Below are 23,451 nucleotides of genomic sequence, written 5' to 3'. Positions count from 1 at the left end.
ACGGTCCAGTGTCCCGCATGTAACGCGATTGAGGCAATCGTTTACAAATTCGAATTGTGAAATCCTTGACACAACCCGGTGTTGATCGCATAACCTGCTAATTCATCAAGGCAATCGATTACATCGTGTGCAGATCTTGTGCATGGACATACAGCGCAAATCTTGCGCATGGAATGGGGTAGCTGAAGTGACCGCATCACCGCTCGGAGTCTTTCCGCCCAAGCCCTCGGCGCTGGCAGAGATGTTCACTGGCACGCCATCTCTCATCGGGGCCATTCACCTCCCGGCCCTGCCGGGCAGCCCGCACTACACCGGGCAGCCGGTTTCGGAAATTGCTCGCTTCGCCGTCGAGGAAGCACACGCGTATGTCGACAACGGTTTCGACGGTGTGATCGTCGAAAATCACTGGGACATACCGTTCCTCAAGCCCGGCGAACACGGATACGAAACCGCCGCGAGCATGGGAGTCATCACGGCAGCGGTGGTCGGCGAGTTCGGCAAGGCCGTCGGCGTCAGCATCCTGTCCAACGCCGGCGAGTGCGGAGTGGCCGCAGCGTGGGCGGCAGGCGCGAGTTTTGTGCGCGTCAATCAGTGGGCAAATGCCTACATTGCCAATGAGGGCTTCATCGAGGGCCAGGCCGCCAAGACGACGCGCTTCCGCCATCGCATCGGCGCCGACCCGGTCCGGATCTTCGCTGACGTGCACGTCAAACACGGTGCGCATGCCATTGTCGCGGACCGCACTGTCGCGGAACAGACCGAAGACGCCGAGTTCTTCGACGCAGATGTTCTGATCGCGACGGGTTCGCGCACCGGTGACGCCGCTTCGGTCGACGAGGTTTCCGTGATCCGAGACAACACCGTTCTTCCGGTGATCATCGGCTCCGGCATCACGGCTGCCAATGTCGCAGCGCTGATGAAGGAATGCGACGGCGCGATAGTTGCATCCTCGGTGAAGGACAATGGACGCTGGTGGGGACGGGTCGCAGGCGAGAAGGCCCGCGAACTGTCCCGGGCCGCAGGAAAGTAACCATGATTGTATTTTGTGGATACGCCAACAACGATGTGACGGTACATGTCCCACACGTACCGGTACTCGGTGAGCGCGTCCAGGCAACGGCCATCAGTCAGATCGACGGTGGAATGAATGCAAATGCTGCGGTATCCGCGGCCAGAATGGGCGCGCAAGTGATCTTTGCCGGTGCCGTGGGCCCGGACGCGCGGTCCACCGAGTTTCTCGAATCCCTCGAGGCAGACGGCGTCGACACCAGTTGGTCGCCGCGAGATGCGTTCCTGTCGACGGCAGTTGTTCTCATCGCGCAGGACGGCGATCGCTCCATCATCAGCCAGGACGACCCGAACGATGCCGAACGCATCGGAGTTGTCGTCACCCGATTGGCCGCTGCCGGCGGTGGACGACTGTTCCTCGACGGATACCGTGCGCCCTTCCTCCCGGATGAATTACCGGGAAGCGTAAGTCTGGTAATCGATCTGGACGGTTGTGAAAACAAAGCCGCGGCACTGCGCGCGTTCGCTCTGGCCGACCACGTCGTCGTAGGGCGTGCCCTGTGGGAAGGCGAGTTCGGGATCGGATTCGACCAGTGGCAGACTCTGGCCGCCGAGCACCACACCCACCTGCTGGTGACCGACGGCTCGCGAGGTTGGACACTGGCCACACCGGACGGCGAGGTGACGAGCGAACCGGCAGTAGTGGTCGACGTCGTCGATGCAGTCGGGGCCGGTGATTGCTTCGGCGGTACGTACATCGCTTTTGTCGACGCCGGGCGCTCACCGGTGGACGCCGCACGACTCGCCGGGGCATCGGCTGCATTGGCTTGCGCCACCGCAGGCCCCCGCGGATGCCCCACCCGAGATGAATTGGACAGCTTCACAGCAACATTGACCCCTCACACCCTTTTGGAGACTCGATGATGAAACGTGCATTGCCTCTGGCGCTGGGAGCTGCAGTCGCGCTCACGCTCACCGCTTGTGACTCGGCTTCGTCGAGTGACTCGAAGGACGCATCGGGGGGCTCGTCCATCCCGCAGCCGACCCGGGTCGCCGAAAGCTGTGACGGGACGAACGGCAAGCTCAAGGTCGGTCTGGTGACCATCAACCTCCAGGCGCTGTACTTCAACCAGATCAACAATGCCGCGAAGAACGTCGCGGACAAGGCAGGCGTCGACCTGCAGATCATCAGCGGCAACGACGATTCCGTCGCGCAGGCCAACGCCTTCGACAATCTGATTGCCGCCGGAGTCGACGCGATCATCGTCGATGCAATCGACACGGACGGAATCAAGCCGTCGGTGGTCAAGGCCAAGAACGCGGGCATCCCCGTCGTCGCGGTGGACGCGACCATCGACGATCCGGCACTGTCGACTCAGGTCGGTACGGCCAACGCCGAGGGTGGTGCCAAGATCGGAAACACCTTGGCCGACGTCGCGAACAACACCGGAACGGTCGGTATCGTCGGCGCGCTCAACAGCACTGTTCAGTTGGAGCGGCAGAAGGGCTTCACGGAGACCGTGACCGGCCGCGGAATGACCGTCGGCACCGTCGTGGACGGACGTAACATTCAGGAGAACGCACAGACCGCGGCGGAGAACCTGCTGACCGGCGGTGGCGACATGAAGTACGTCTACGCAACCGGTGAGCCGGCACTGATCGGTCTCGTCGCGGCGGTCAACAGTCAGAAGGCGCAGGATCGCATCGAAGCAGTCGGTTGGGATCTTTCGGATCAGGCGGTAGGCGGACTCAAAGCCGGTTGGCTTAAAGGCGTGGTCCAGCAGAACACCTTCGAATTCGGCCATGAGGCAATGAATTCGGCAATCGACCTGGCTTGCGGACGCGGCGCTCCGGCAAACATCCCGGTTCCCACCCAGATCGTGACCCCGGAGAACGTGGCCGACTACATGTACTACTTGGAGAAGTAATCATGGCACCTCCACTGATCGAACTCTCGGGCATCACCAAGTCGTACGGACCGGTGAAGTCCCTTCAAGGAGTGGACCTTCGGCTGGCGAAGGGTGAAGTACTCGGAGTGGTCGGCGACAACGGCGCCGGTAAGTCCACTCTGATGAAGATTCTCGCCGGTGCGGTTCAGCACGACGGCGGCGAAATGCGCGTCAACGGTGAACCAGTGCGCTTTTCGACGCCTCTCGACGCGCAGCAGAAAAAGATCGGAATCGTCTACCAGGATCTGGCTCTGTGCGACACGCTGGACGTCGCCAGCAACCTGTTCCTCGGCAGAGAACCGCGAAAAGGCCCCTTCCTCGACCGGCATGCCATGCACGAGAAGGCGGCTCACATTCTTGCCGACCTGCATGTCAAGGTGAAGTCGACCTACCAGGAGATCGGGCAACTGTCCGGCGGACAGCGGCAAACCGTCGCGATCGCCCGCGCAGTCTCCTTCCGCCCAGACGTACTGATCCTCGACGAGCCCACCGCAGCGCTTGCCGTCGCCGAGGTCGAGTCGGTGCTCAAGCTGATCACGGACGTCGCAGCGGCCGGCGTGGGCGTCATTCTCGTGACACACCGCCTGCAGGACCTGTTCCGCGTGTGTGACCGAATCACGGTCATGTACGAGGGGCAGAGTGTCGACGACGTTCCGATCGGCGACCTCAACATCGAGTCCCTCGTCGGACTCATCACTCGAACTCCGGTGCCGCAACGGACATCGGCAGCAACACAGGGAGCCACGGCATGACCACTCTCGAGAAGACCCAGGCGCCGATCGAGCGCAAGCTCGCCGCGAAACCCTCCTTGTGGGACAGCGTCAACAAGCCCACCCTCGCGATGCTGGCGGTGACAGTTGCTGTCGCAGCCGTCTTCTCGGCGACCACGTCGTCGTTCCTGACATTTACGAACCTGTCGAACCTGGCAACCCAGATCGCTCCGGTTCTGATCATCGCGGTGGCGATGACTTTCGTGATCACGGCAGGTCAGATCGACCTGTCCGTCGGTGCGATCGTCGCGTTCGTCGCGGCGATGAGTGCCGAGCTTATCCAGGCCGGCGTCGATTCGTCCCTGGTCTTCGTCGCCGCCCCGGTGATGGGTGCGGCCTGGGGCCTGGTCAACGGATGGCTCGCTGCCTATCAGGGTATTCCGCCGTTCATCGTGACCCTGGCGACGATGTCCGTCATTCGCGGTATCGCGCTGTATCGGACCGAAGGATTCTCCGTTCCGGTTCCGGCCGACACCTACTTCGCGAAGCTCGGAACTGCTGAGTTCCTCGGGTTCTCCGCCAGCGCCTGGATTGCTCTCGTCGTCGTGGTCATCGGAGCAATTGCGCTCAACCGCATGCGCTTCGGGCGCTATGTCACCGGTATCGGCTCCAACGTCGAATCCGTGCGACGGTCCGGCGTCAACACGCGTCGTGTGCTCATGATGACGCTCGTCTTCACCGGCTTGGCTGCCGGTATCGCGGGACTGCTGATCGCGGCTCGACTGGGCTCGGGTTCGGCCAACTCCGCAACGGGATTCGAGCTCACCGTGATCACCGCGGTGGTTCTCGGTGGCACCAATCTCTTCGGCGGTCGCGGCACCGTGATCGGTACCGTCATCGGCGCCGTCCTGACCGGAATCATCGCCAACGGATTGACCCTGCTCGGCGTGAGCCCGTTCCTGACGCCGATCATCACCGGTGTCGTTCTGCTACTGGCCATCTGGATCAACATGCGCGGACATACACTGAGCGCGCTGTGGCGACACCTGCAGTCCGCACCGTCGGGGCCTGCACGCTCATGAGCAAGGTTCGTACTGTCACGGGAACCGTGGACAGCTCGGAACTCGGACTGGTTCTCCCACACGAACATCTGCACAACGACGTCACCGGTGCGTACACCGAGGCCCCGGATCCGGTTGTGGCACAGCGGTTGGCCGGTCCGGTACGCGCCGAGGATGCCTGGCTTCTTCACGACAATCCGTATTACAGTCTCGACAATTGTCGAGTCGACGACGGATCGGCCGTGGTGGAAGACCTTGCGGACTTCGCCCGCCTCGGTGGTCGGACGATCGTCGATCTGACACCGCCGGGACTGGGCCGGGCACCGGAGAAGCTGGCGGAGTTCTCGCGAAAGTCAGACGTGCGAGTGATCATGGGTTCAGGGTGGTACCTCGAGACGACCCATCCGGTCGAGGTCCACGAACTCGGTGTCGACGATCTGGCAGGTTCGCTCGTCGAGGAGTTCGATCCGGCAAAGGAATTGGCTCCTGGCGTGATCGGGGAGATCGGAGTCTCCCCGCTCTTCACTCAGAACGAGGCGAAAGCGTTGCGGGCGGCATGCATCGCCCAGCGCGAGGTGGACGTGCCCCTGTTCGTCCACCTTCCGGGCTGGCAGCGCGTGGGACATCACGTCGTCGACATCGTGGTCGACGAGATGGGCGTCGATCCGCAAGCAGTGGTCCTGTGCCACATGGACCCGTCCGGACACGACGCCGACTACCAACGATCGCTCGCCGACCGCGGTGTCTTTCTCGAGTTCGACATGATCGGGATGCCTTTCGATTTCCCCGGCGAGGGTCTTTCTCCGCATCCGGCGGAAACAGCCACTGCGGTAGCCGGATTGGTCACCTCCGGTCACGCATCACAGCTCCTGCTCAGTCACGACCTCTTCCTCAAATCAATGCTCAGAAAGCACGGCGGAAACGGATTCTCCTACGTACCACTCGCCTTCGCCGCCCGATTGGTGCGCGCAGGCGTAGATCCCCAGCAAGTGTCCGCATTGATGCGAGACAACCCGAGGTCGCTCTTCGAGCAGGCCGCGAAAGGAAACAGAAGCAGTCATGGGTAAACGAGTACTGATCGCCGGCGAGAGCTGGATGACGACGTCGACGCACGTCAAGGGCGTCGACGAGTTCAGTGTCCATTCCTACGTCGAGGGAGTCGGCCCGCTTCGGGATGCGCTCACCTCACGTGGCCACGACGTGACACACATGCCCGCACACCTGGTGCCGACGCAGTTCCCCGGTACCGCAGAAGCACTGTCGCAGTTCGACGTCGTCGTTCTCTCCGACATCGGAGCGAACTCGCTGCAGCTGGCTCCCGGCGTGTTCGACCAGTTCCGCGCCGGCGAGGATCGCCTTGTCGCGCTTCGTGACTGGGTGAACGCCGGCGGCTCACTGATGATGATCGGTGGTTACCTCTCGTTCTCCGGGTTCCAGGCGCGAGCAGCTTTCCGCCAGACCGCGATCGCCGAGGTACTGCCCGTGACGATGCTGGCCGAGGACGATCGCGTCGAGACACCGGCCGGGATCGTCCCCACCGTCGTCGATGCTGCTCACCCGGCTCTCGGTGGTGCCGGCGATTCCTGGCCGGCGCTCCTGGGATACAACCGCGTCGTCGCGAAGGACGGTGCCGTGGTTCCCGCCACCATCAACGGCGACCCGCTTGTCGCTGCCGGTGAATACGGCGCCGGACGGTCGATCGTCTTCACCTCGGACTGCTCGCCGCACTGGGCTCCGCCGGAGTTCTGTGAGCAGTGGCCCGGATACACCGACCTGTTCGACGGCTTGATCAGTTGGGTCGCCGGCGAATGAGTCGCTCCTCAGACCTGCTCGCGCGGCAGCAGAGTAATCTCGCTGCCGCGCGGGCGGTTCCATTCATCGAGGACACCATCGGCGGGACGTTGAGTGATGAGGGATTCCGCCGGTACCTCGTGATCGAAGAGGCATTCGTACTGACGGCCGTCAAGGTGTTGGGGTTGGTGGTCGCCGAATCCCCGACGCTCGACGACGCGCTCGACCACGTGACGTCGATGTCGAACCTGGTGGGCGAGCAGCGCGAGTATTTCGCGCAGTTGCGTTCCCGCTTCCCGTACGAGGGTGACGCAGCGGCGCTGGTCGAGGAGTCGGCCGTGCTGTCCACGCACGCCTTGGCCCTCGCTCGCGAAGAGGGCAGGGCGGCGGCGCTGGTGGGCATGTACGCCGCGGAAACCCTGTATCTGTCGTGGTGCCGGGAGGCGGCGGCAGTGAAGGTAGATCGCGAACCAGCGTTGCAGGACTGGGTGGACATGCATGTCGCTCCGCCGTTCGTGTCTCAGGTGGCGGTGCTGGCGTGCGAGGTGGACGCCATGCCCGAGTCCGTCACCGACGAGGACCTGGATCGGTGGTTCTCCGGCATGCTGGTCGCAGAGATCGATTTTCACAACGTGGTGGTGTGAGGAACTGCTGTGCGCCTTTATTAACCCCCGGCGGTTAATAAAGGCGCACAGCAAAAGGCCCGTAGGTCGCTTTCGCAACCTACGGGCCTCTTCTTTGTAGCGGGGACAGGATTTGAACCTGCGACCTCTGGGTTATGAGCCCAGCGAGCTACCGAGCTGCTCCACCCCGCGTCGGTGTGAAACCAACAGTACACGACTTCTGGAGGCGCAATTACCACCCCCTGTCACCGGCTGGAGTGCGCGCTTTCCGAGTAGTAACCGCGGATGTGTCCGACTATGCGCTGACGTGCGAGTTCGCCGTCACCCGCGTTGACCGCATCCACCAATCCTCGGTGTTCGTCACGCAGTCGCATGCAGGTGCTCGGCCAGCTGTCGATCTGGACGCCCGCGAGAACGTAGGCCTCGATGGACTCGCGCAGGCCGGTCATCATGGCTGCGATCACCTGATTGCCCGCCGCGTCGGCGAGCGCCACGTGGAACTGTGCGTCGAGTAGCAAGAATTCCTCGGCCGAGAGAGCTGCGTCCTCCATCGAGTCGAGCAGTTCGACGGCCGCGCGGAGGTCGGGCGTCGGAGTCCGCGATGCCAGGGATTGCATCACCTCGGATTCGAGAACGAGTCGTGTCTTCACCACATCCGAGACCGGAAAGCCTTGTGCTGCAACCTGCATCCGCATCAGCATGGTCATACCGCCGGTCGGTTTGGCTACGATCATCGCGCCGGACGTCGGGCCGGAGCCAGTCTGCGCCTTGAGGAGGCCGAGTGCTTCCATGACCCGCAACGCTTCTCGGACCGATGACCGTCCGACGCCCAACTCTGCTGCCAGAATTCTCTCTCCCGGCAGGCGCTGGCCAGGAGACACCTCGCCTGAAACGAGCCGACGTTCGAGGTGGCTCAGTACTTGTTCCCACGCTCGCGGGCTCGGCTCGGTCGGCATGAGGCAAGAGCATAACCGGGTGGACGCCGTTTATGGGGTGGCCTGTACGGGGATGTATTACTGTGGTCAGACCACACCGACAGATTGCGGGGAACCACATGCGAGTAGCGCTGTTCGCCACCTGCATCGGGGACACGATGTTTCCCGACGCCGTCAAGGCCACCGCCCTCCTGCTCACCCGTCTCGGGCACGACGTCGTGTTTCCGTCCGGGCAGACCTGCTGCGGGCAGATGCACGTCAATACCGGCTATCAGCCGGGCGCACTACCGCTGGTCGCGAACTACGCCGACACCTTCGGTGATGCGTCGATCGACGCGGTTGTCGCACCATCGGGGTCGTGCGTCGGTTCGGTCCGTCATCAACACGAGATCGTCGCCGAGCGCTACGGCACCGCGTCGCTGTGTGGACAGGTGCAGACCGTGAAGGCAAAGACGTACGAGCTTTCCGAATTCCTCGTGGACGTTCTCGGGGTCACCGATGTGGGCGCGTACTTCCCGCACCGGGTCACCTATCACCCGACCTGTCACTCACTGCGCATGTTGAGGTTGGGGGACAAGCCACTTCAGTTGCTGCGCAACGTCCGCGACATCGATCTGGTCGAACTCCCCGAAGCAGATTCCTGCTGTGGATTCGGCGGCACCTTCGCCATCAAGAATGCGGAGACTTCGACGGCCATGCTGGCGGACAAGATTCGCCACGTTGCGGACACCGGCGCCGAATTCTGCAGCGCCGGAGACTCGTCCTGCCTCATGCACATCGGCGGCGGTATGTCACGACTGCAGATGGGCGCCAAGACCATTCACCTCGCGGAGATTCTGGCGTCGGTGGAAAGCCGGGTGCACGCATGAGCGCTGTGACGCTGGGTCTGCCCAGCTTCCCGCCGAGGTCGCCCGAGGGTGCAGGGTTCCTGCGAGGTACTGAGAAATTCCCCGTCGCAGCACATCACGAGCTGGCCAACGCGCAACTGCGACGCAATATCGGCAAGGCGACGCACACCATCCGTGCCAAGCGCATCAACGTGACTGGAGAGCTGCCCGATTGGGAAGAGCTGCGTGACGCGGGTTCGGCGATCAAGGCCGACGTCATGGCGCGGTTGCCGGAACTGCTCGAACAGTTCGAGGCTGCAGTCATCGCGCGCGGTGGGCATGTGCATTGGGCGGCGGATGCCAACGAGGCCAACGCCATTGTGACCGAACTTGTCAAAGCCACCGGCTCCGACGAGGTCATCAAGGTCAAGTCGATGGCCACGCAGGAGATCGGTCTCAACGAGCATCTCGAAGCCCACGGAATCACCGCCTACGAGACCGATCTCGCGGAATTGATCGTCCAACTCGGCCACGACAAACCGTCGCACATCCTGGTTCCCGCGATCCATCGCAACAGGTCCGAGATTCGGGAGATATTCCTTCGTGAGATGCCAGATGTCGATCCGAACCTCGGGGAGAACCCGGCCGAACTTGCCGCAGCTGCACGAAAGTTCTTACGCCACAAGTTCATGACGACGCCGGTCGCCGTCTCCGGCGCCAATTTCGGCATCGCGGACACGGGCACTCTGACCGTCGTGGAGTCGGAGGGCAACGGGCGAATGTGCCTGACGCTGCCGAAAACACTGATCACCGTGATGGGCATCGAGAAGATTCTGCCGACGTATCAGGATCTGGAGGTCTTCCTGCAACTGCTGCCGCGGTCCTCGACGGGGGAGCGGATGAACCCGTACACCTCCATGTGGACCGGCGTCACGCCCGACGACGGTCCACAGGAGTTCCACCTGGTCCTCCTCGACAACGGTCGGACTGCCGCGCTTGCCGACAAGATCGGGAGGGAAGCCCTGAGCTGCATACGGTGCTCGGCGTGTCTGAACGTGTGCCCGGTCTACGAGCGCACCGGCGGTCACGCCTACGGATCGACCTATCCGGGACCGATCGGCGCGGTGCTGACTCCGCAGCTCGCGGGCATGCATGGCAAAGACGATCCCAACTCGACGCTTCCCTTTGCCTCGAGTCTGTGCGGTGCGTGCTTCGACGCCTGCCCGGTCAAGATCGACATACCCTCGCTGCTCGTCGAATTGCGGCACCAGAAGGTCGAGCAATCCGGTGTCACGGCAGAGTCTTTGGCGATGAAAGCCGCCTCTCTGGCGATGTCGACCGAGGGCCGGTGGACGTTGGCTCAGAAAGCTGCCGGGCTCGGACGCGTCGTGGCCGGCAGGAAAGGGAAGATCTCTACGTTGCCACCTCCATTGAACGGTTGGACAGCTGCCAGAGACATTCCCGCACCGCCCAAGCAGACCTTCCGATCCTGGTGGGACTCCGACGAAGGCCGCGCGGCATTGGACGAGGCTCGTCGTGACGGGAAGGCGGACAGATGAATTCACGTGAAGTGGTGCTCGGACGCATTCGTGATGCCATCACCTTGGCGCCCGCCCGCGAAGGCGAGATACCGCGAAACTACCGGACTGGCAGAACCATGTCCGACGAGGAACTCATCGATTTGTTCGTCGACCGTCTGGTGGACTACAAGGCGCACGTTCACCATTGCGCTGCAACAGAAATCGCCGAGGCCGTCGCCGGAATACTGAAAGGGCGCGGACTACACACTCTGGGGATCCCCGCCGGCCTCGACCGATCATGGGTAGCCGGATTCGACGGAACGCTGGTGGTGGACAGCCCGGACGTACCGGCTCCTGAACTCGAGAACCTCGACGCCGTTGTCACCGGCTCGAAGGTATCGTGCGCCGAAACCGGCACCATCTTCCTCGACGCCGGTCCATCACAGGGACGCCGTGCGTTGACACTGGTACCGGACACACACATCTGCGTCGTGTATCGCAGCAGTGTGGAAGTGGGAGTGCCGGAGGCGATTGCGAAGCTGACACCGGAGCGCCCCACCACCATGATCAGCGGCCCGTCGGCGACCTCCGACATCGAACTCGAGCGCGTCGAAGGTGTCCATGGTCCGAGGAATCTTCACGTCGTCATCGTCGACGGTTGATTCCCGTCGAGCGGGAACTCGGAGGCAGCGGGCCACATCAGCGTCTAACGTCCCGGCCATGACACAACTGTTGGCAGGCAAGGTCGTTTTCATCACCGGTGCAGCGCGGGGTCAGGGACGCAATCACGCGATTCGACTCGCGCAGGAAGGTGCAGACGTCATCGCTGTCGACGTGTGCGCGTCGGTGTCCGAAGACGTGGGTTACGCGGCCGCGACTGAAGCCGACCTCGACGAAACGGCTCGTCTCGTGCGAGCGGAGGGGCGCGAGATCGTCACCGCTGTAGCGGACGTCCGTGACCTCGAGGCACTGCGTGCGGCGGTGGCGTCGGGCGTCGACAAGTTCGGTCGCCTCGACGTCGTGATTGCCAATGCGGGCATCGCTACGTGGAACCGTTTCTGGGAGATGCCTGAAGAACAGTGGTCGACGCTGGTGGACATCAATCTCAATGGTGTCTGGCGCACGATGACAGCTGCGGTTCCTGCAATGATCGAAGCCGGCAACGGTGGTTCCATCGTGATTGTGAGCAGTGCTGCCGGCGTCGCCGAAGCGCCCGGCTGCGCGCACTACTCGGCGGCCAAGCACGGCCTCGTGGGTTTGGCTCGTACTGCTGCAACGGAATTGGGAAGCTTCGACATTCGAGTCAACAGCATCCACCCTGGCGCGGTGGAGACCGAGATGGGCAACGATCCCAACGTCGGTAAGGTACTCACTACTCATCCGGAGTACATGAACTCGTACAAGTGGCCGCTCACGTCCGTCCCGCGCACCACCGTCGAGGACATCTCCAACGCCGTCGTCTACCTCGCGACGGACCTCTCCCGCGCGGTCACCGGGACGAAGATCGTCATCGACATGGGTCAGACGATGGCGTAGTTGCGCTCAGAGGAGATTGAACTGCGCGACCTCGATGGTGTTCTCGACTGCCTCCGAGAGGGTGCGGATACGCTCGTCGGCGCCTGGCGCGGTCAGTATCGCCAGGCGATCGGCGTCGCCCATCGGAATGCTTCGCGCCAGGGCATACAGCCGAGAACCCAACGGATCCAAGGGATCAGGTGGGACGGGCATTCGTGGGGTCTGTTCGCCGGCCCGTAGTGCGAGCTTTCCCAACATTCCGTACATGAACTCTATGCGCTCGAGGAGTGAGTCGTATTCGTAGGCGGTGACGGGTGTTCCGTTGTTCTCGTCCGGCCACAGTTCGACCTCGGCAAGTGGGTAGGGATCGTCCGGCAGCCAGCGATTGACCCGGATGCGGTCTTCGGTCCGGCAATACAACTGATACCGCCCGGCACCCATGGCGACATGAGACTCGATCCGAGCCAGAGTGCCGACGTCGTGACGTGATTCGCCGCCACCGACCTCGTGGCCACGAGCGATGAGCACTACTCCGAACAGTGGGCCGTCGGCAGCTTCGAGAACGTTCTCGACCAGTGCGCGATACCGAGGTTCGAAGATGTTCAGGGGCAACACCTCACCCGGTAGCAAAGCGGAGCCGAGCGGAAACATGGGGAAGATGGGCATCAGGGGATTCTCAACCTCGGAATCGGAGGGGCGGGGAAATCGCCGGGGCGATCGATTTCGGCGAGCAGGTGCTCGGACCACGTCAGTAGACCGGGGATATCGAGGCCGTGCGGACTCTCGACCTCGTAGTGCCTGATGCGGTCGTGACCCTGGCCGAGGAGTGAGACGGCGCCGGTGTTGTTGCCCCGAAGCAGATGGGTGAGCCCGACGGCCAGCTGAGCCAGTCCCTGCCACAGGTCACGTTCCTCGGGCGGCGCGCTTTTCCACGTTCCCTCGAGAATCTCGTGTGCATGGAAAGGCATGCCGTGGTCGAGGAGGCGCTGAGCCTCGGTGATCGACTCGTCTGGTGGCAGGCGTACATCGTCGGGAATGCGCGGGACACCGCCCGCTGCGTCGCGTGGCAGTGGACGTCCGAGTCCGTCACGGGGCCGCGAATTGAGGGGTTTCCCAGCGGCGTCCCGGTCGCGTTCGGTCATACACTCAGCCTAACGGCAGCGCCTCGGCCGAACTCGCCAAAAGTTTTTTCGAGTCGCCTGTCGATCCCGGGGAGAACCGTTCGTCGTCATGTTGTAAGGCAAGAAAGCCGCAAGAAAAACAACAGACCAAGGAGTCAGTCATGAAGTACATGTTGCTCATCTACACCGCACCCGGCGGAGACACCGAACCCCAGTGCACGTTCGAGGACTGGCAGCAATACGACAAGGAAATGAAGGATGCCGGGATCTGGGTGTCCGGCGATGCCCTCGCCGACCTGACGACAACGACGACGGTTCGGGTCTCGCAGTCCGGAGAAAAGACCGTCACCGACGGACCCTTCGCAGAAACCCGTGAAATCCTCGGCGGCTACGACGTCATCGACGTTCCCGATCTGGATGCGGCGCTTTCATGGGCCGCGCGGTGCCCCGGCGCGCGCGACGGCGGCAGCGTCGAGGTGCGTCCACTGGCCGGGTTCGGGGACTGATTCGCCGTGGACGAGCAGGCCGAGAACTCCATCGAGTCAGTGTTCCGGGAGGAACGCGGACGACTCTTGGCCTCGCTCGTCCGCCGCTTCGGTGATCTGGATCTGGCCGAGGAAGTCACCTCCGAAGCCGTCGAGGCCGCGTTGGTGCACTGGCCCGTGGACGGAGTGCCGGCTAAACCCGGCGCCTGGCTGCTGACCACGGCGCGTCGTAAAGCCGTCGACAGGCTTCGTCGTGATCAGGCCTATGCGGCGCGATTGGCGGTGATGCAGGTGGACGCCGATCGTGCCGACCCGGCGCCGCCCACAGTCGACGGAGAACTTCCCGACGAGCGGTTGCAGCTGTTCTTCACCTGCTCGCACCCAGCGCTGGCCGAGGACGACCGAATCGCACTCACCTTGCGTTGCCTCGGCGGGTTGACGACGCCCGAAGTCGCTCGGGCCTTCCTCGTTCCTTCGGCGACGATGGCGCAGCGGATCGTGCGCGCGAAGAAGAAAATCCGTCAGGCTCGGATTCCCTTCCGCACTCCCAGCGCCGAAGAACTCCCGGAACGTTTGCCCGGTGTTCTGCAGGTGATCTACTCGGTGTTCACCGAGGGGTACGCAGCGAGTTCGGGTCCGGATCTGCAACGCGTAGACCTGGCGGTGGAGGCGATCAGGCTGGCGAGGATCTTGCGCGCATTGCTTCCCGATGAGCGCGAGATCGCCGGGTTGCTTGCATTGATGCTTCTCGTCCACGCGCGTCGGGATGCCCGTACCGACGCCGCCGGCGGGATCGTGCTCCTCGAAGACCAGGATCGCGGGTGTTGGGACCAGCCGATGATCGAGGAAGGCAGCGACCTCGTCGTAGTCGCGTTGACCGGGGGAGCGCCGGGGCCGTACGGGGTGCAGGCCGCCATCGCCGCATTGCATGACGAGGCCGCAGATGTGGAGAGCACCGACTGGCCACAGATCTGCGCGCTCTACGGAGTGCTCCTCACGCTGACTCCGTCGCCGGTCGTGGCCGTCAATCGGGCAGTAGCGTTGGCGATGCGCGACGGCGAGGAAGTCGGGCTGACTGCGCTGGAGGAACTGGCAGCGGAGCCCAAACTTGCCGACTACCATCCGTATCACCTTGCACGAGCCGAACTACTTGCTCGGTTGGGGCGCACCGACGCAGCGGCATCCGCGTACCGACAAGCTCTGAAACTCGTTGGTACGGAACCGGAGCGGGCCTACCTGGAGCGTCGGTTGGGTGAGATCTCCGATTGATCGGCTCCTATCGAGGGACGTCGAGATCGAAGTACAGGGTCTCGGACCAGTAACCGAGGCCGAGCTCGCGTAGCGGTTCCTCGACGCTCTCCTGAGTCGGCGTGAACAGTCGCTCCCAGAAGCTTGGCTTGACGGGTGCGAGCGTGGCCAGCGCCGCCTCCATCTCGGCGTCGATGTCCGCCAGACCGGTCATCAGGGCCGTGCCCTGTTCGGCGAACGGTTCGTCGTCCATGTCGAAGATCTCGCCGCACTCGAGGACGAAGTAGTGGTCGGGCTCGGTGTGGCTGCGCAGGAAACGCAGCGCATCGCCGGCCATCGTGCCGAGTTCGGGGTGATCGATTCGGCCGAGGAAGTCTTCGAGCCGGGCGATACCAGGACCACAGGGCGCGGTGACCGCGATCAGGTCGGGGGTGTCGTCCCAGATGATCGACTGTTGGGCGAAGGGATTCACGGACACAAGGATCCTCGGGACCAGCGGTATCGCGTACGACCACTCGGAGATACCGGTGAGACCTCGGGCGCGAGCGGCAGCCGGATTCTCATGCGGGGCAACAGGGGTCGAGTAGAGATAGGTGCGGTTGGCCACTGGCCGAGTCCTTTCTGCGGTCGGTGTCACCTGATTCGGGCGGCGCCCACCATCCTCAATGCCAGGTCTCCGTACAGTTTTCCGATGTCTTCCGGATTCGTGTAATTGCCGGCCGGGAACCAGCGGCACACGTCGACGCACAGGGACATCAAGGCGAGGGTGACGCCTTCGGCATCGGGGATCGTGAAGTCGCCTGACTGCACGCCGGCATCGACAACCTCCCGGACCACCCGCGTCGTGCTGCGGCGAAGCGCGACGACGGTTCGGTAGTGCTCTGGTGTGAGGGCAGTGAGTTCGTACTGGACAACGCGAGCGAGTGAATGGTGCCCCGCCTGCCAACTGGCGAAGGTGCTGATCAGTTCCTGCAAACGAACGGACGGTTCTTCACCCGGTCGGTCGGCGCCCTCGACCACCTTCAACGCTTCGGTGTGGCCTTCGTAGCTGATCGCGAAAAGCAACTCTTCTTTCGAGCGGTAGTGCGGGTACATGGCGGCGGGACTCATGTCGAGTCGCGCGGCGATGTCACGGGTGGTGGTGCCGCCGTAGCCGGCAGAGGCAAAAGCGTCCACGGCTGCCGCGCGGATACGGGCCGCAGCTTTGGAGGGGCTGATCACCACGTCAGGTGAATCGCTCACGGTTTCCTCCAGGTGTGACGGATTTCGATGTTGACAATATCCCGCTCTCGATTCACTATAAGCAGGTGCTTAGATTCTAAGCGAATGCTTAGGAACATCGTTACGTGTGGCTTTGCCACGCCGAAAGGAAGCAACTCGTCATGCGTCGCACTCTGTACGGACCCGATCACGAGGCATTTCGCGAATCTGCTCGCGAATTCGTCAACCGGAACATCCTTCCGGTCGCAGAGAAGCTGATCGACCAGCGCTTCATCGATCGTGAAATCTGGCTCGAAGCGGGACGCAACGGCTTCCTCGGACTCGAGGTTCCGGAGGCGTACGGCGGAAGCGAAGCCGGCGACTACCGCTTCAACGCGGTTCTGGCCGAAGAGCTCTCGCGCGCCAGTGCAGCTGTTGCTTCGAGCTTCGGCATTCACGCCGACGTCGTTGCTCCCTACCTCGTTCAGCTCACCACCGAAGAGCAGAAGCAGCGTTGGCTGCCCAAGTTCTGCACCGGTGAGATGCTGACGGCCATCGGCATGACCGAGCCTTCCGGTGGATCCGACCTCGCCTCGCTCAAGACCACTGCGGTCAAGGACGGCGACGACTGGATCATCAACGGCTCCAAGACCTTCATCACCAACGGCTACAACGCCGACCTCGTGATCGTGGCGGCTCGGACCAGTCCCGAGAAGAAGTCCAAGGGCATCACCCTCTTTGCCGTCGAGACCGGCATGGAAGGCTTCGAGCGCGGACGCAAGCTCGACAAGGTCGGCCAGCACGAGTCCGATACCGCCGAACTGTTCTTCGAGAACGTTCGCGTGCCGTCCACCAACATCATCGGTGAGATCGACCGCGGCTTCATCCACATGATGGAAATGCTGCCGCAGGAGCGCGTCGGCGCTGCGGTGTCCAACATCGCGCACGCCGCTCCGATCCTCGAAGAGACGCTGCAATATGCCAAGGACCGCAAGGCTTTCGGTCAGCCGATCGGCTCGCTGCAGTGGAACAAATTCCTTCTCGCGGATCTCGTCACCCGCATCGAGGTCACCCAGGCCTACGTCGACAACTGCGTCGCGGCACACGCTGCCGGCGAGCTGACCGCCATCGACGCCGCCAAGGCTAAATGGTGGACCGCGCAGGTGCAGAACGAGGTCCTCGATCACTGCGTTCAGTTGCACGGTGGCTACGGCTTCATGACCGAGTACCGCGCCGCTCGCGCGTGGATGGACGCCCGCGTCACCAAGATCTGGGCCGGATCCAACGAGATCATGAAGGAACTCATCGGCCGCGATCTCGGCCTGTAATTTCGCAACTGCAGTCGATACGTCACTGCAACCGCCACTTCCCGAACCCGACGACACAGGAGCATCACCGCGCATGTCTGTTCTCGACAAGTTCTCTCTGACCGATCGAGTGGTCATCGTGACCGGTGCGTCGTCGGGCCTCGGGGTGGCGTTTGCGAAAGCCGCAGCAGAGGCCGGCGCGGACGTCGTCCTCGCTGCTCGCCGCGTCGACAAGCTCGAAGACACGGCCAAGCTCGTGCGTGACGCAGGCCGCGAAGCATTGTGCGTGGCCACCGACATCGTCGATCCGGCTCAGGCTCAGAACATGGTCGACGCCGCGATGGAGAAGTTCGGCCGCGTGGACGTGCTGGTCAACAACGCCGGCGTCGGAACTGCCGTTCCGGCGACCCGCGAGACCCCGGACCAGTTCCGCGCCGTCATCGACATCAACCTCAATGGGTCCTACTGGGCAGCGCAGGCCTGCGGCCGCGTCATGCTCCCAGGCAGCTCCATCGTCAACATCTCGAGCATTCTCGGATTGACGACCGCCGGACTCCCGCAGGCCGCCTATGCGGCGAGCAAGGCAGGCGTCGTCGGATTGACCCGCGACCTCGCACAGCAGTGGGGAACGCGCAAGGGCATTCGCGTCAACGCGATCGCGCCCGGCTTCTTCAAGTCGGAAATGACAGACCAATACAACGACGGTTACTTGGACGCGATGGCTCCGCGCCTGATCCTCGGCCGCATGGGCGATCCGGAAGAGCTCGCGGCCACCATGGTGTGGCTCGCGTCCGAGGCCGGCGGATACGTCACCGGTCAGACCATCGCCGTCGACGGAGGAATCACCATCACCTGACGCCGATGCCGAGATGTCGCCGGCTTTGCCGTATAAGTAGCTGGTGACCTCTCGCGCCGAACCTCAGGAGAACTGGGAAGACCGTCCGCCACCATCCATGGCTGCGACGGAGCTTCTGCGTGACCTGCCGGTGACTGCCCGCGGCGTCCGGACCAGGGCTTCTCTGGTCGCAGCGGCTCGAACGGTGTTCGAGCGCGCAGGGTATCTCGACGCCCGTCTCACGGACATCACCAAGGAAGCGAACTGCTCCACCGGCACGTTCTACACCTACTTCGACAACAAAGAGCAGATCTTCGCCGCAGTTCTCGACGTCGCGCAGGAAGACATGCTGCACCCCGGCATGGGACGGGTCCGCGACGTCGACAATCCGTATGCGGTCCTCGAATCGAGCAACCGTGCCTACCTGACGGCTTTTCGCCGCAACGCCAAACTCATGGGCCTACTCGAGCAGGTATCGCATATCGACCCGGCCTTCGCGAAACTGCGTCGGGACCGCGCCGAAACCTTCATTTCTCGCAATGCCCGAGCCATCGAACGCTTGCAAGCAGCTGGCAAGGCAGACGCCTCGTTGGACCCGCTGTTGGCTTCCCGAGCACTGTCGGCGATGGTGAGCCGCCTTGCCTACAGTTCATTCGTCTCCGAGGAACCTGGCGCCGACGGCAACCCCGTCCCGTTCGAGGACGTCGTCAAGACGGCTACTCAGGTGTGGGCCAACGCGCTGGGACTCGAAGGCGACCGCGGGTAGTTTCAGCCTTCGCCGCGGGCCGCGAACTGCTCCTCGAGGCTGTGGCGCAGTGTTTCCTCGCTGTTCTTGACAGCGTTTTCGACGAACGGTCCGATCAATCGGCCGAGTGCCTTGCCGGCAATGCCGCCGGGCAGTTTGTAGGCGAAGTCGACGGAAAGCTCGGTCTTGGAATCGTCGATCGCGGCGAACTCCCACGTGGACGAGTTGGATACACCGCCGAGCGAGGACAGCTTGATGATCCGATTCTTCTCCCACTCGGTGACCTCGAGTTTGGAGCGCAACGTGCTCGGCCCGATCTGCATGGCCGCGTCGAACGTGGCGCCGAGTCCCTGATCGAACTCTCCGAACGGGGTGAACTCGGAAACACCGAACATCCACGTCGGGACATTGCGGTAGTTGTCGATGTAGTCGAAGGCGACATCAACCGGCACGGCAGCAACCGCGGTGTGGCGAACATGGATCATGACTGGTCCCTGTCTTTCGGTGAACACCGACTCTAACCAATGGCTCCGACGTGTTCGGCGGCGGCGCAAGAGCGATCTACGGTATCGGTATGACGAACGAGCTTCCGGTACGCGGGTCCTGGCGCGATTACGAAGACCTGGGACTACCGAAACCGCTCGCTGCGGCGCTGGAGGCGTTCGTCGAGCAGGGCTATCACGGGACTTCGATCCGTGACGTCGCGTCGCGGTCCGGGCTGTCGGTGCCGGGGCTCTACCACCACTACCCGTCCAAGCAGGCTCTGCTGATCGGTCTGGCGACCGTGGTGATGACGGAGTTGTTGGAGCGAAGCCGCGCCGCCGAACTCGATGCCGGGGACGATCCCTCCGATCGCTTCGACGCGGTGATCGAATCTCTGTTGCGGTTCCACATGTTTCGACGCGAGCAGTCGTTCGTCGCCTCCTCGGAGATTCGCAGCATGGAGCCCGACAGCCGGGCTGGTTACATCGCCCAGCGCGACGAACAGCAGAAGCAGGTGGACCGGATCGTCCTCGACGGCGTCGCTTCGGGAGTGTTCGAGGCCGACCATCCCGAGGACGCCAGCCGAGCCGTGGTGACGATGTGCGTCGCCGTCGCGGTCTGGTACCGACCGGACGGTGAGTTGTCTCCGGACGAGTTGGTGGAGAGGTATTTGGAGATAGCGAGGCGCATGGTGGGGGCGAAGCGGGTGGGGGAGTGACTGTGGGGGCGAAGCGGGTGGGGGAGTGACTGTGCGGGCGAAGCGGGTGGGGGAGTAACTGCTGTGTGCAGTGTCGCGGAAGGCGGTCGCCAGCGTTTGGTGTCGGCCACGACGCGTTCAACCTCGCTTTTGTTTGCCTGGGAAATCGCGTAGGTCGGTCGCATTGACCAGCGCGCGGACACGGTTTGTTGCGTTGCGAAGGCGTTCTCCAGCTATCGGATTCCGGACGGCCGCGGCGGCCAACGACTTTGCAACAGTGGCGACTTCATCGCCGCCGGGGATCAGTAGGCGGTCAGCGCCGGCCAGGAGGCTTGCGAGTGCGGTCTCGCGGGTGACCGTCCACGCGTCGTTGCAAAACAGTGCAGGCTCGCTGTAGCTACTTTTACACCGGCACGAGGCTCACCTTCGGGCACACGGCTCGGTCGATCAATTACCAGTGCGCTGATTCTTGCCCTATTGACTCTTCCACGTGCGGTGATACGTTTAACCGCACGAGAATGGTGAATGTTATCCCCCGGTGTCGTTACGCGCAATGATGCAGTGCGCAGTGTCGACCTGGCGGGCGTGCGGCTGCGGGGACTGTTTGGCCTAGGATGTGCGCGATATGTGCATATTTATGGTGAATTAGTTCTCGCACTGCGCATCGTTGTTGTGATGGCGACTCCGTAACGTGATTTGGACAACGCTGATTGCAGTACATGACGTGCCTCGCAACCCTATTGAGGGGCACGCGTGTGCAGATTGAGGACTCACAATGACTACGAACATTTCGGAAGACCGGCCGGCGCTGAGCCTCCAGCGAATTCGGCTTGCCCGGGTTGCGACATTCTTCGGATTCGCGCAATTGGGAGCGGTCATGCTCACGTGGTCGACGAACACCACTGCGCTCCGTGCTCACCTGGGGTGGTCGGGGGAGGGCGGAGACTCGAATTTCGGGCTGGTGGCACTGGCGATCGGCGTCGGCGCTGCAGTCGGCTGCTTCCTCATCGGGCCGTTCGTCGACAGGTACGGTCCGCGAGCCACCTGTATGCCGACGATGATCATCTACCCGTTGATGTATATCCCGTTCGCGTTCTTGCAGGGTATTGCCAGCGCAATGTTCCTCGGCGTGATGATCGGCCTGTTGAGAGGTGCCTTCGATACCGCCTTCAACACACACGGTGTGCAGGTGGAGCGTTACTACGGCAGGCCCATCATGTCTGCGTTCCACGCGGCCTATCCGGCAGGCGGATTCGTCATCGGCCTGGTGGCCAGTGCAATCGCCCGTCACTATGTCGAGAGCCCCGCCGTGGCCTACATCTCGATCGGTGTCACGATGTCGGTTCTCGGAGCTGTGTTCGGTCGCTGGCTGTTGACTCGCGATGAGCTGCTTCCCCCGGCTGCCGCAGTCGCGATCGAGAAGCAATCGACAACCGAGAGATCGGCGTCGACGACGACTTTGCTGATCATGGCCGGATTCGGCCTCTTGATGCTGGCATCGATGCTCAGCGAAGGCGCAATTCTGGACTGGGGACAGGAGTTCGTCCGGCGCCATGCCGATACCAGCGCAGGTATGGCTGCGACAGCTGTGACCTTCTACTCCGGTGCACAGTTCGTGGGGCGCCTCTTCGGCGACCGGCTCGCCGAGTACTTCGGTGCGCGCGTCATCGTGGCCGTCAGTGGTGTGATCGGATTCGTCGGTGCCTTGCTCGCGATCGGGGGTGCGTCAGCTCCGTTCGCCCTGGTGGGATTCGTTCTCCTGGGGCTCGGGCTGGCATGCATGGCTCCGCTGATGCTCTCTGCTGCCGGCCGTCGTGACCCCGAGAACGCCGGAAGAAACATCGGAATTGTCAATGCGATCGGCTACGTCGGCATGCTCGCCGGGCCGGCTGCGATCACGCTCATCGTCGACGGATTCGGAATCGGCTGGATGCCGGCGCTGCCGGCAATCTTGCTCCTGCTCATCGCCGTCGGCGGTCCTGTTTTGATGAAAACCGTTCCGCAATACTCGGAAACTGAACGTACGGGAAATGCTCCGAAGCCGGAGCATCACACGGTCTCCCGCTGAGGTCGAACAAGCAGTGGCCCACGTGCGAGTACATCGAAATCCGGTGTACTCGCACTGGTGTCACCGAACGGAAGGAAATTCTGTTCGGGATTTGAGGAAGAAACATGAGCACCGGCGGACCTTCGGAGTCGATCAGACGTTCTGCGCGAGCGCTGATCGTGGATCATTCGTATCGAATACTGTTGTGCAAGTTTCGATCTAGATCCGATGAAACCTATTGGATCACGCCCGGTGGCCGTTGTGAGGAACGTGAGACCCCACGCGGCAAACTCGAGCGAGAGCTTCGAGAAGAGGTAGGGCTCGAACTACGCACGACGCAGCCGCTCGTCTGGCGCCAAACGATCATCGATCCAGAGCACTTTCCCGGATTCAGCGGCGTCGACAACTTCTATTTCCTGGTTCGAGTTCATGAATTCGAACCACGAGGGGCACTGACCGACGCAGAATTGCGCGATGAGCACCTACACGGTTTCAGATGGTGGAGTCTGGAAGAGATCGAGAACTATTCGGGTTCGGCCCTTTTCGCGCCTCACGATATCGCCGAGAGGCCCGATCTCACCCTTCGTCGCGGCTCGCCGTGCCCGGTAGTGTGTTTCGGCTCGGATTGATCCAGGTTGCTACTCGTACAGAATCGGGCCGCGCGATCGCTGGCGACACCGACGCCACGTACATGACAAGACACCGACGCTCTGTACAGGAGAATATGCCGCAACTGGGCAGCGACCCGTCGTAGACAACCCCGTGGACGACTCGTGATGCCAATGCCGTTCGAGGTCGACGGGGTTATGTTCGGCGCACCAGGACTGTGCCGTTGGTCGCAGAGTTGGTTCCAGACACGTGAAACATTGCGTGCGCCCAAGGGCGGTCCGCGTTCAGCAACGAATTCTCTTCGATCATCCTGTCGTCGTGATAGCCCTGTGGATCCTCGCCGAGCTCGACCAATCGTTGTCGCGCTGTCTCCGGTGCGGTGTCGACCCACACTGTCGCGTCGTACAACATCCGCAATGAACGGCGGATCGACCCGGCACCTTCCACGAGAAGCAACGTCGTCTGGTCAGGGACAGCGATATCGCGAGGCTTGTCGTGGTTCGGCTGGAAGGTGAATGGAAGCCCATTTCGCCGGATAGGTTCCAGTAATTCCTTGGCGAGCAAGGTATCCCAGCCAAAAAATGTTCGACTGCACGCGATGTCATCTGTGTGCACGATGACCGTCCCTGTACAGTTTGCCGATAGCAGTGCGGCCAGCGTCGACTTGCCGGAACCACCCCTCCCATCGATCCCTACGATTGCCGGGCCGCGCCCAACTGAACCGGCCCGCAGAAG

27 protein-coding genes and 1 tRNA gene are annotated in these 23,451 nt (G+C 62.7%); 20 read left to right on the top strand and 8 right to left on the bottom strand.

The annotated features are described in order from the left end of the window. The first annotated feature begins 187 nt into the window (after positions 1–187). Genes M1L53_RS11735 through M1L53_RS11700 form a run of 8 tightly spaced genes read left to right on the top strand, consistent with a single transcriptional unit; the run spans position 188 to position 7,163 of the window. Entirely contained in the window at positions 188–1,030 is an 843-nt protein-coding gene (locus M1L53_RS11735; RefSeq protein ID WP_054188421.1) for a BtpA/SgcQ family protein, read from the top strand. 2 nt (positions 1,031–1,032) lie between these two features. Beyond that, positions 1,033–1,932: a carbohydrate kinase family protein gene (locus M1L53_RS11730; protein WP_054188420.1), complete on the top strand. Its 900-nt coding sequence runs from the start codon at positions 1,033–1,035 to the stop codon at positions 1,930–1,932. Next, the gene (locus tag M1L53_RS11725; RefSeq protein ID WP_019745494.1) at positions 1,929–2,936 is read left to right on the top strand and encodes a substrate-binding domain-containing protein; all 1,008 of its coding nucleotides are present in this window, start codon (positions 1,929–1,931) and stop codon (positions 2,934–2,936) included. Before M1L53_RS11730 ends, M1L53_RS11725 begins: the two co-directional genes overlap by 4 nt. A 2-nt stretch (positions 2,937–2,938) precedes the next feature. Then, complete coding sequence (locus M1L53_RS11720; protein WP_003939830.1) at positions 2,939–3,709, top strand: ATP-binding cassette domain-containing protein; 771 nt, start codon at positions 2,939–2,941, stop codon at positions 3,707–3,709. Continuing rightward, complete coding sequence (locus tag M1L53_RS11715; protein ID WP_003939698.1) at positions 3,706–4,749, top strand: ABC transporter permease; 1,044 nt, start codon at positions 3,706–3,708, stop codon at positions 4,747–4,749. The genes M1L53_RS11720 and M1L53_RS11715 overlap by 4 nt, the downstream gene beginning before the upstream one ends. Continuing rightward, positions 4,704–5,795, top strand: a complete 1,092-nt coding sequence (locus tag M1L53_RS11710) for a phosphotriesterase (RefSeq protein WP_228232250.1) — start codon at positions 4,704–4,706, stop codon at positions 5,793–5,795. Before M1L53_RS11715 ends, M1L53_RS11710 begins: the two co-directional genes overlap by 46 nt. Then, entirely contained in the window at positions 5,788–6,540 is a 753-nt protein-coding gene (locus tag M1L53_RS11705; RefSeq protein ID WP_003939869.1) for a glutamine amidotransferase, read from the top strand. Before M1L53_RS11710 ends, M1L53_RS11705 begins: the two co-directional genes overlap by 8 nt. Continuing rightward, a complete protein-coding gene (locus tag M1L53_RS11700; protein WP_042446961.1) occupies positions 6,537–7,163 on the top strand; it encodes a TenA family protein in 627 nt (208 codons plus the stop codon). The genes M1L53_RS11705 and M1L53_RS11700 overlap by 4 nt, the downstream gene beginning before the upstream one ends. Before the next feature lie 97 nt (positions 7,164–7,260). On the opposite strand, the gene M1L53_RS11695 is transcribed toward M1L53_RS11700, so the two are convergent. Both M1L53_RS11695 and M1L53_RS11690 read right to left on the bottom strand, forming a co-directional pair. Beyond that, positions 7,261–7,334, bottom strand: a tRNA-Met gene (locus M1L53_RS11695). A 53-nt stretch (positions 7,335–7,387) separates the two neighbouring features. Further along, the gene (locus M1L53_RS11690) at positions 7,388–8,098 is read right to left on the bottom strand and encodes a FadR/GntR family transcriptional regulator (RefSeq protein WP_030536564.1); all 711 of its coding nucleotides are present in this window, start codon (positions 8,096–8,098) and stop codon (positions 7,388–7,390) included. Between the two features lie 98 nt (positions 8,099–8,196). On the opposite strand from M1L53_RS11690, the gene M1L53_RS11685 reads away from it, so the two are divergent. Genes M1L53_RS11685 through M1L53_RS11670 form a run of 4 tightly spaced genes read left to right on the top strand, consistent with a single transcriptional unit; the run spans position 8,197 to position 11,960 of the window. Continuing rightward, entirely contained in the window at positions 8,197–8,946 is a 750-nt protein-coding gene (locus M1L53_RS11685) for a (Fe-S)-binding protein (RefSeq protein WP_054188419.1), read from the top strand. Then, a complete protein-coding gene (locus M1L53_RS11680) occupies positions 8,943–10,463 on the top strand; it encodes a LutB/LldF family L-lactate oxidation iron-sulfur protein (protein WP_047272064.1) in 1,521 nt (506 codons plus the stop codon). Before M1L53_RS11685 ends, M1L53_RS11680 begins: the two co-directional genes overlap by 4 nt. Next, a complete protein-coding gene (locus tag M1L53_RS11675) occupies positions 10,460–11,086 on the top strand; it encodes an LUD domain-containing protein (protein WP_050654583.1) in 627 nt (208 codons plus the stop codon). The genes M1L53_RS11680 and M1L53_RS11675 overlap by 4 nt, the downstream gene beginning before the upstream one ends. Positions 11,087–11,144: 58 nt before the next feature. Then, positions 11,145–11,960, top strand: a complete 816-nt coding sequence (locus M1L53_RS11670; RefSeq protein ID WP_054188418.1) for a mycofactocin-coupled SDR family oxidoreductase — start codon at positions 11,145–11,147, stop codon at positions 11,958–11,960. A gap of 6 nt (positions 11,961–11,966) precedes the next feature. Here M1L53_RS11670 and M1L53_RS11665 read toward each other — a convergent pair whose 3' ends face one another. Further along, entirely contained in the window at positions 11,967–12,605 is a 639-nt protein-coding gene (locus tag M1L53_RS11665; RefSeq protein ID WP_003940076.1) for an LON peptidase substrate-binding domain-containing protein, read from the bottom strand. Beyond that, on the bottom strand, positions 12,605–13,081 hold the full coding sequence (locus tag M1L53_RS11660) for a DUF309 domain-containing protein (RefSeq protein ID WP_003940372.1): 477 nt from the start codon (positions 13,079–13,081) through the stop codon (positions 12,605–12,607). The genes M1L53_RS11665 and M1L53_RS11660 overlap by 1 nt, the downstream gene beginning before the upstream one ends. A gap of 140 nt (positions 13,082–13,221) precedes the next feature. Between M1L53_RS11660 and M1L53_RS11655 the strand changes: the two genes are divergently transcribed. Both M1L53_RS11655 and M1L53_RS11650 read left to right on the top strand, forming a co-directional pair. Further along, positions 13,222–13,566, top strand: a complete 345-nt coding sequence (locus tag M1L53_RS11655; RefSeq protein WP_003939718.1) for a YciI family protein — start codon at positions 13,222–13,224, stop codon at positions 13,564–13,566. A 6-nt stretch (positions 13,567–13,572) separates the two neighbouring features. After that, entirely contained in the window at positions 13,573–14,814 is a 1,242-nt protein-coding gene (locus M1L53_RS11650; protein WP_003940594.1) for an RNA polymerase sigma factor, read from the top strand. Positions 14,815–14,821: 7 nt separating this feature from the next. Here M1L53_RS11650 and M1L53_RS11645 read toward each other — a convergent pair whose 3' ends face one another. Further along, on the bottom strand, positions 14,822–15,400 hold the full coding sequence (locus M1L53_RS11645; protein ID WP_042926530.1) for a hypothetical protein: 579 nt from the start codon (positions 15,398–15,400) through the stop codon (positions 14,822–14,824). 26 nt (positions 15,401–15,426) lie between these two features. After that, complete coding sequence (locus M1L53_RS11640; RefSeq protein WP_050654586.1) at positions 15,427–16,035, bottom strand: TetR/AcrR family transcriptional regulator; 609 nt, start codon at positions 16,033–16,035, stop codon at positions 15,427–15,429. A 140-nt stretch (positions 16,036–16,175) separates the two neighbouring features. Between M1L53_RS11640 and M1L53_RS11635 the strand changes: the two genes are divergently transcribed. The 3 genes from M1L53_RS11635 to M1L53_RS11625 all read left to right on the top strand — a co-directional run bounded on the left by M1L53_RS11635 (position 16,176) and on the right by M1L53_RS11625 (position 18,901). Then, positions 16,176–17,321 (top strand): acyl-CoA dehydrogenase family protein, encoded by a 1,146-nt coding sequence (locus M1L53_RS11635; RefSeq protein WP_007730036.1) that lies wholly within the window; start codon positions 16,176–16,178, stop codon positions 17,319–17,321. 73 nt (positions 17,322–17,394) lie between these two features. After that, on the top strand, positions 17,395–18,156 hold the full coding sequence (locus tag M1L53_RS11630) for an SDR family NAD(P)-dependent oxidoreductase (RefSeq protein WP_003939707.1): 762 nt from the start codon (positions 17,395–17,397) through the stop codon (positions 18,154–18,156). A 97-nt stretch (positions 18,157–18,253) separates the two neighbouring features. Further along, the gene (locus M1L53_RS11625) at positions 18,254–18,901 is read left to right on the top strand and encodes a TetR/AcrR family transcriptional regulator (protein WP_007730038.1); all 648 of its coding nucleotides are present in this window, start codon (positions 18,254–18,256) and stop codon (positions 18,899–18,901) included. A 2-nt stretch (positions 18,902–18,903) separates the two neighbouring features. On the opposite strand, the gene M1L53_RS11620 is transcribed toward M1L53_RS11625, so the two are convergent. Further along, positions 18,904–19,365: an SRPBCC family protein gene (locus tag M1L53_RS11620; RefSeq protein ID WP_003940411.1), complete on the bottom strand. Its 462-nt coding sequence runs from the start codon at positions 19,363–19,365 to the stop codon at positions 18,904–18,906. Between the two features lie 89 nt (positions 19,366–19,454). Between M1L53_RS11620 and M1L53_RS11615 the strand changes: the two genes are divergently transcribed. From M1L53_RS11615 to M1L53_RS11605, 3 genes are all read left to right on the top strand, one after another. Next, positions 19,455–20,081, top strand: a complete 627-nt coding sequence (locus tag M1L53_RS11615; protein WP_030536574.1) for a TetR/AcrR family transcriptional regulator — start codon at positions 19,455–19,457, stop codon at positions 20,079–20,081. Positions 20,082–20,835: 754 nt separating this feature from the next. Continuing rightward, positions 20,836–22,128, top strand: coding sequence for an MFS transporter (locus M1L53_RS11610; protein WP_054188417.1), 1,293 nt, complete (start codon positions 20,836–20,838; stop codon positions 22,126–22,128). Between the two features lie 104 nt (positions 22,129–22,232). Continuing rightward, positions 22,233–22,736 (top strand): NUDIX domain-containing protein, encoded by a 504-nt coding sequence (locus tag M1L53_RS11605; RefSeq protein WP_054188416.1) that lies wholly within the window; start codon positions 22,233–22,235, stop codon positions 22,734–22,736. A 175-nt stretch (positions 22,737–22,911) separates the two neighbouring features. Here M1L53_RS11605 and M1L53_RS11600 read toward each other — a convergent pair whose 3' ends face one another. Further along, positions 22,912–23,331, bottom strand: a complete 420-nt coding sequence (locus M1L53_RS11600; RefSeq protein WP_125052065.1) for a hypothetical protein — start codon at positions 23,329–23,331, stop codon at positions 22,912–22,914. Positions 23,332–23,451 lie beyond the last annotated feature (120 nt).

The organism is Rhodococcus sp. T9N (genome assembly GCF_024436645.1).
Classification (GTDB): domain Bacteria; phylum Actinomycetota; class Actinomycetes; order Mycobacteriales; family Mycobacteriaceae; genus Rhodococcus_F; species Rhodococcus_F qingshengii.
Note: the sequence above shows the minus strand (reverse complement) of the source record. Positions and strands in the feature narration are given on the sequence as shown.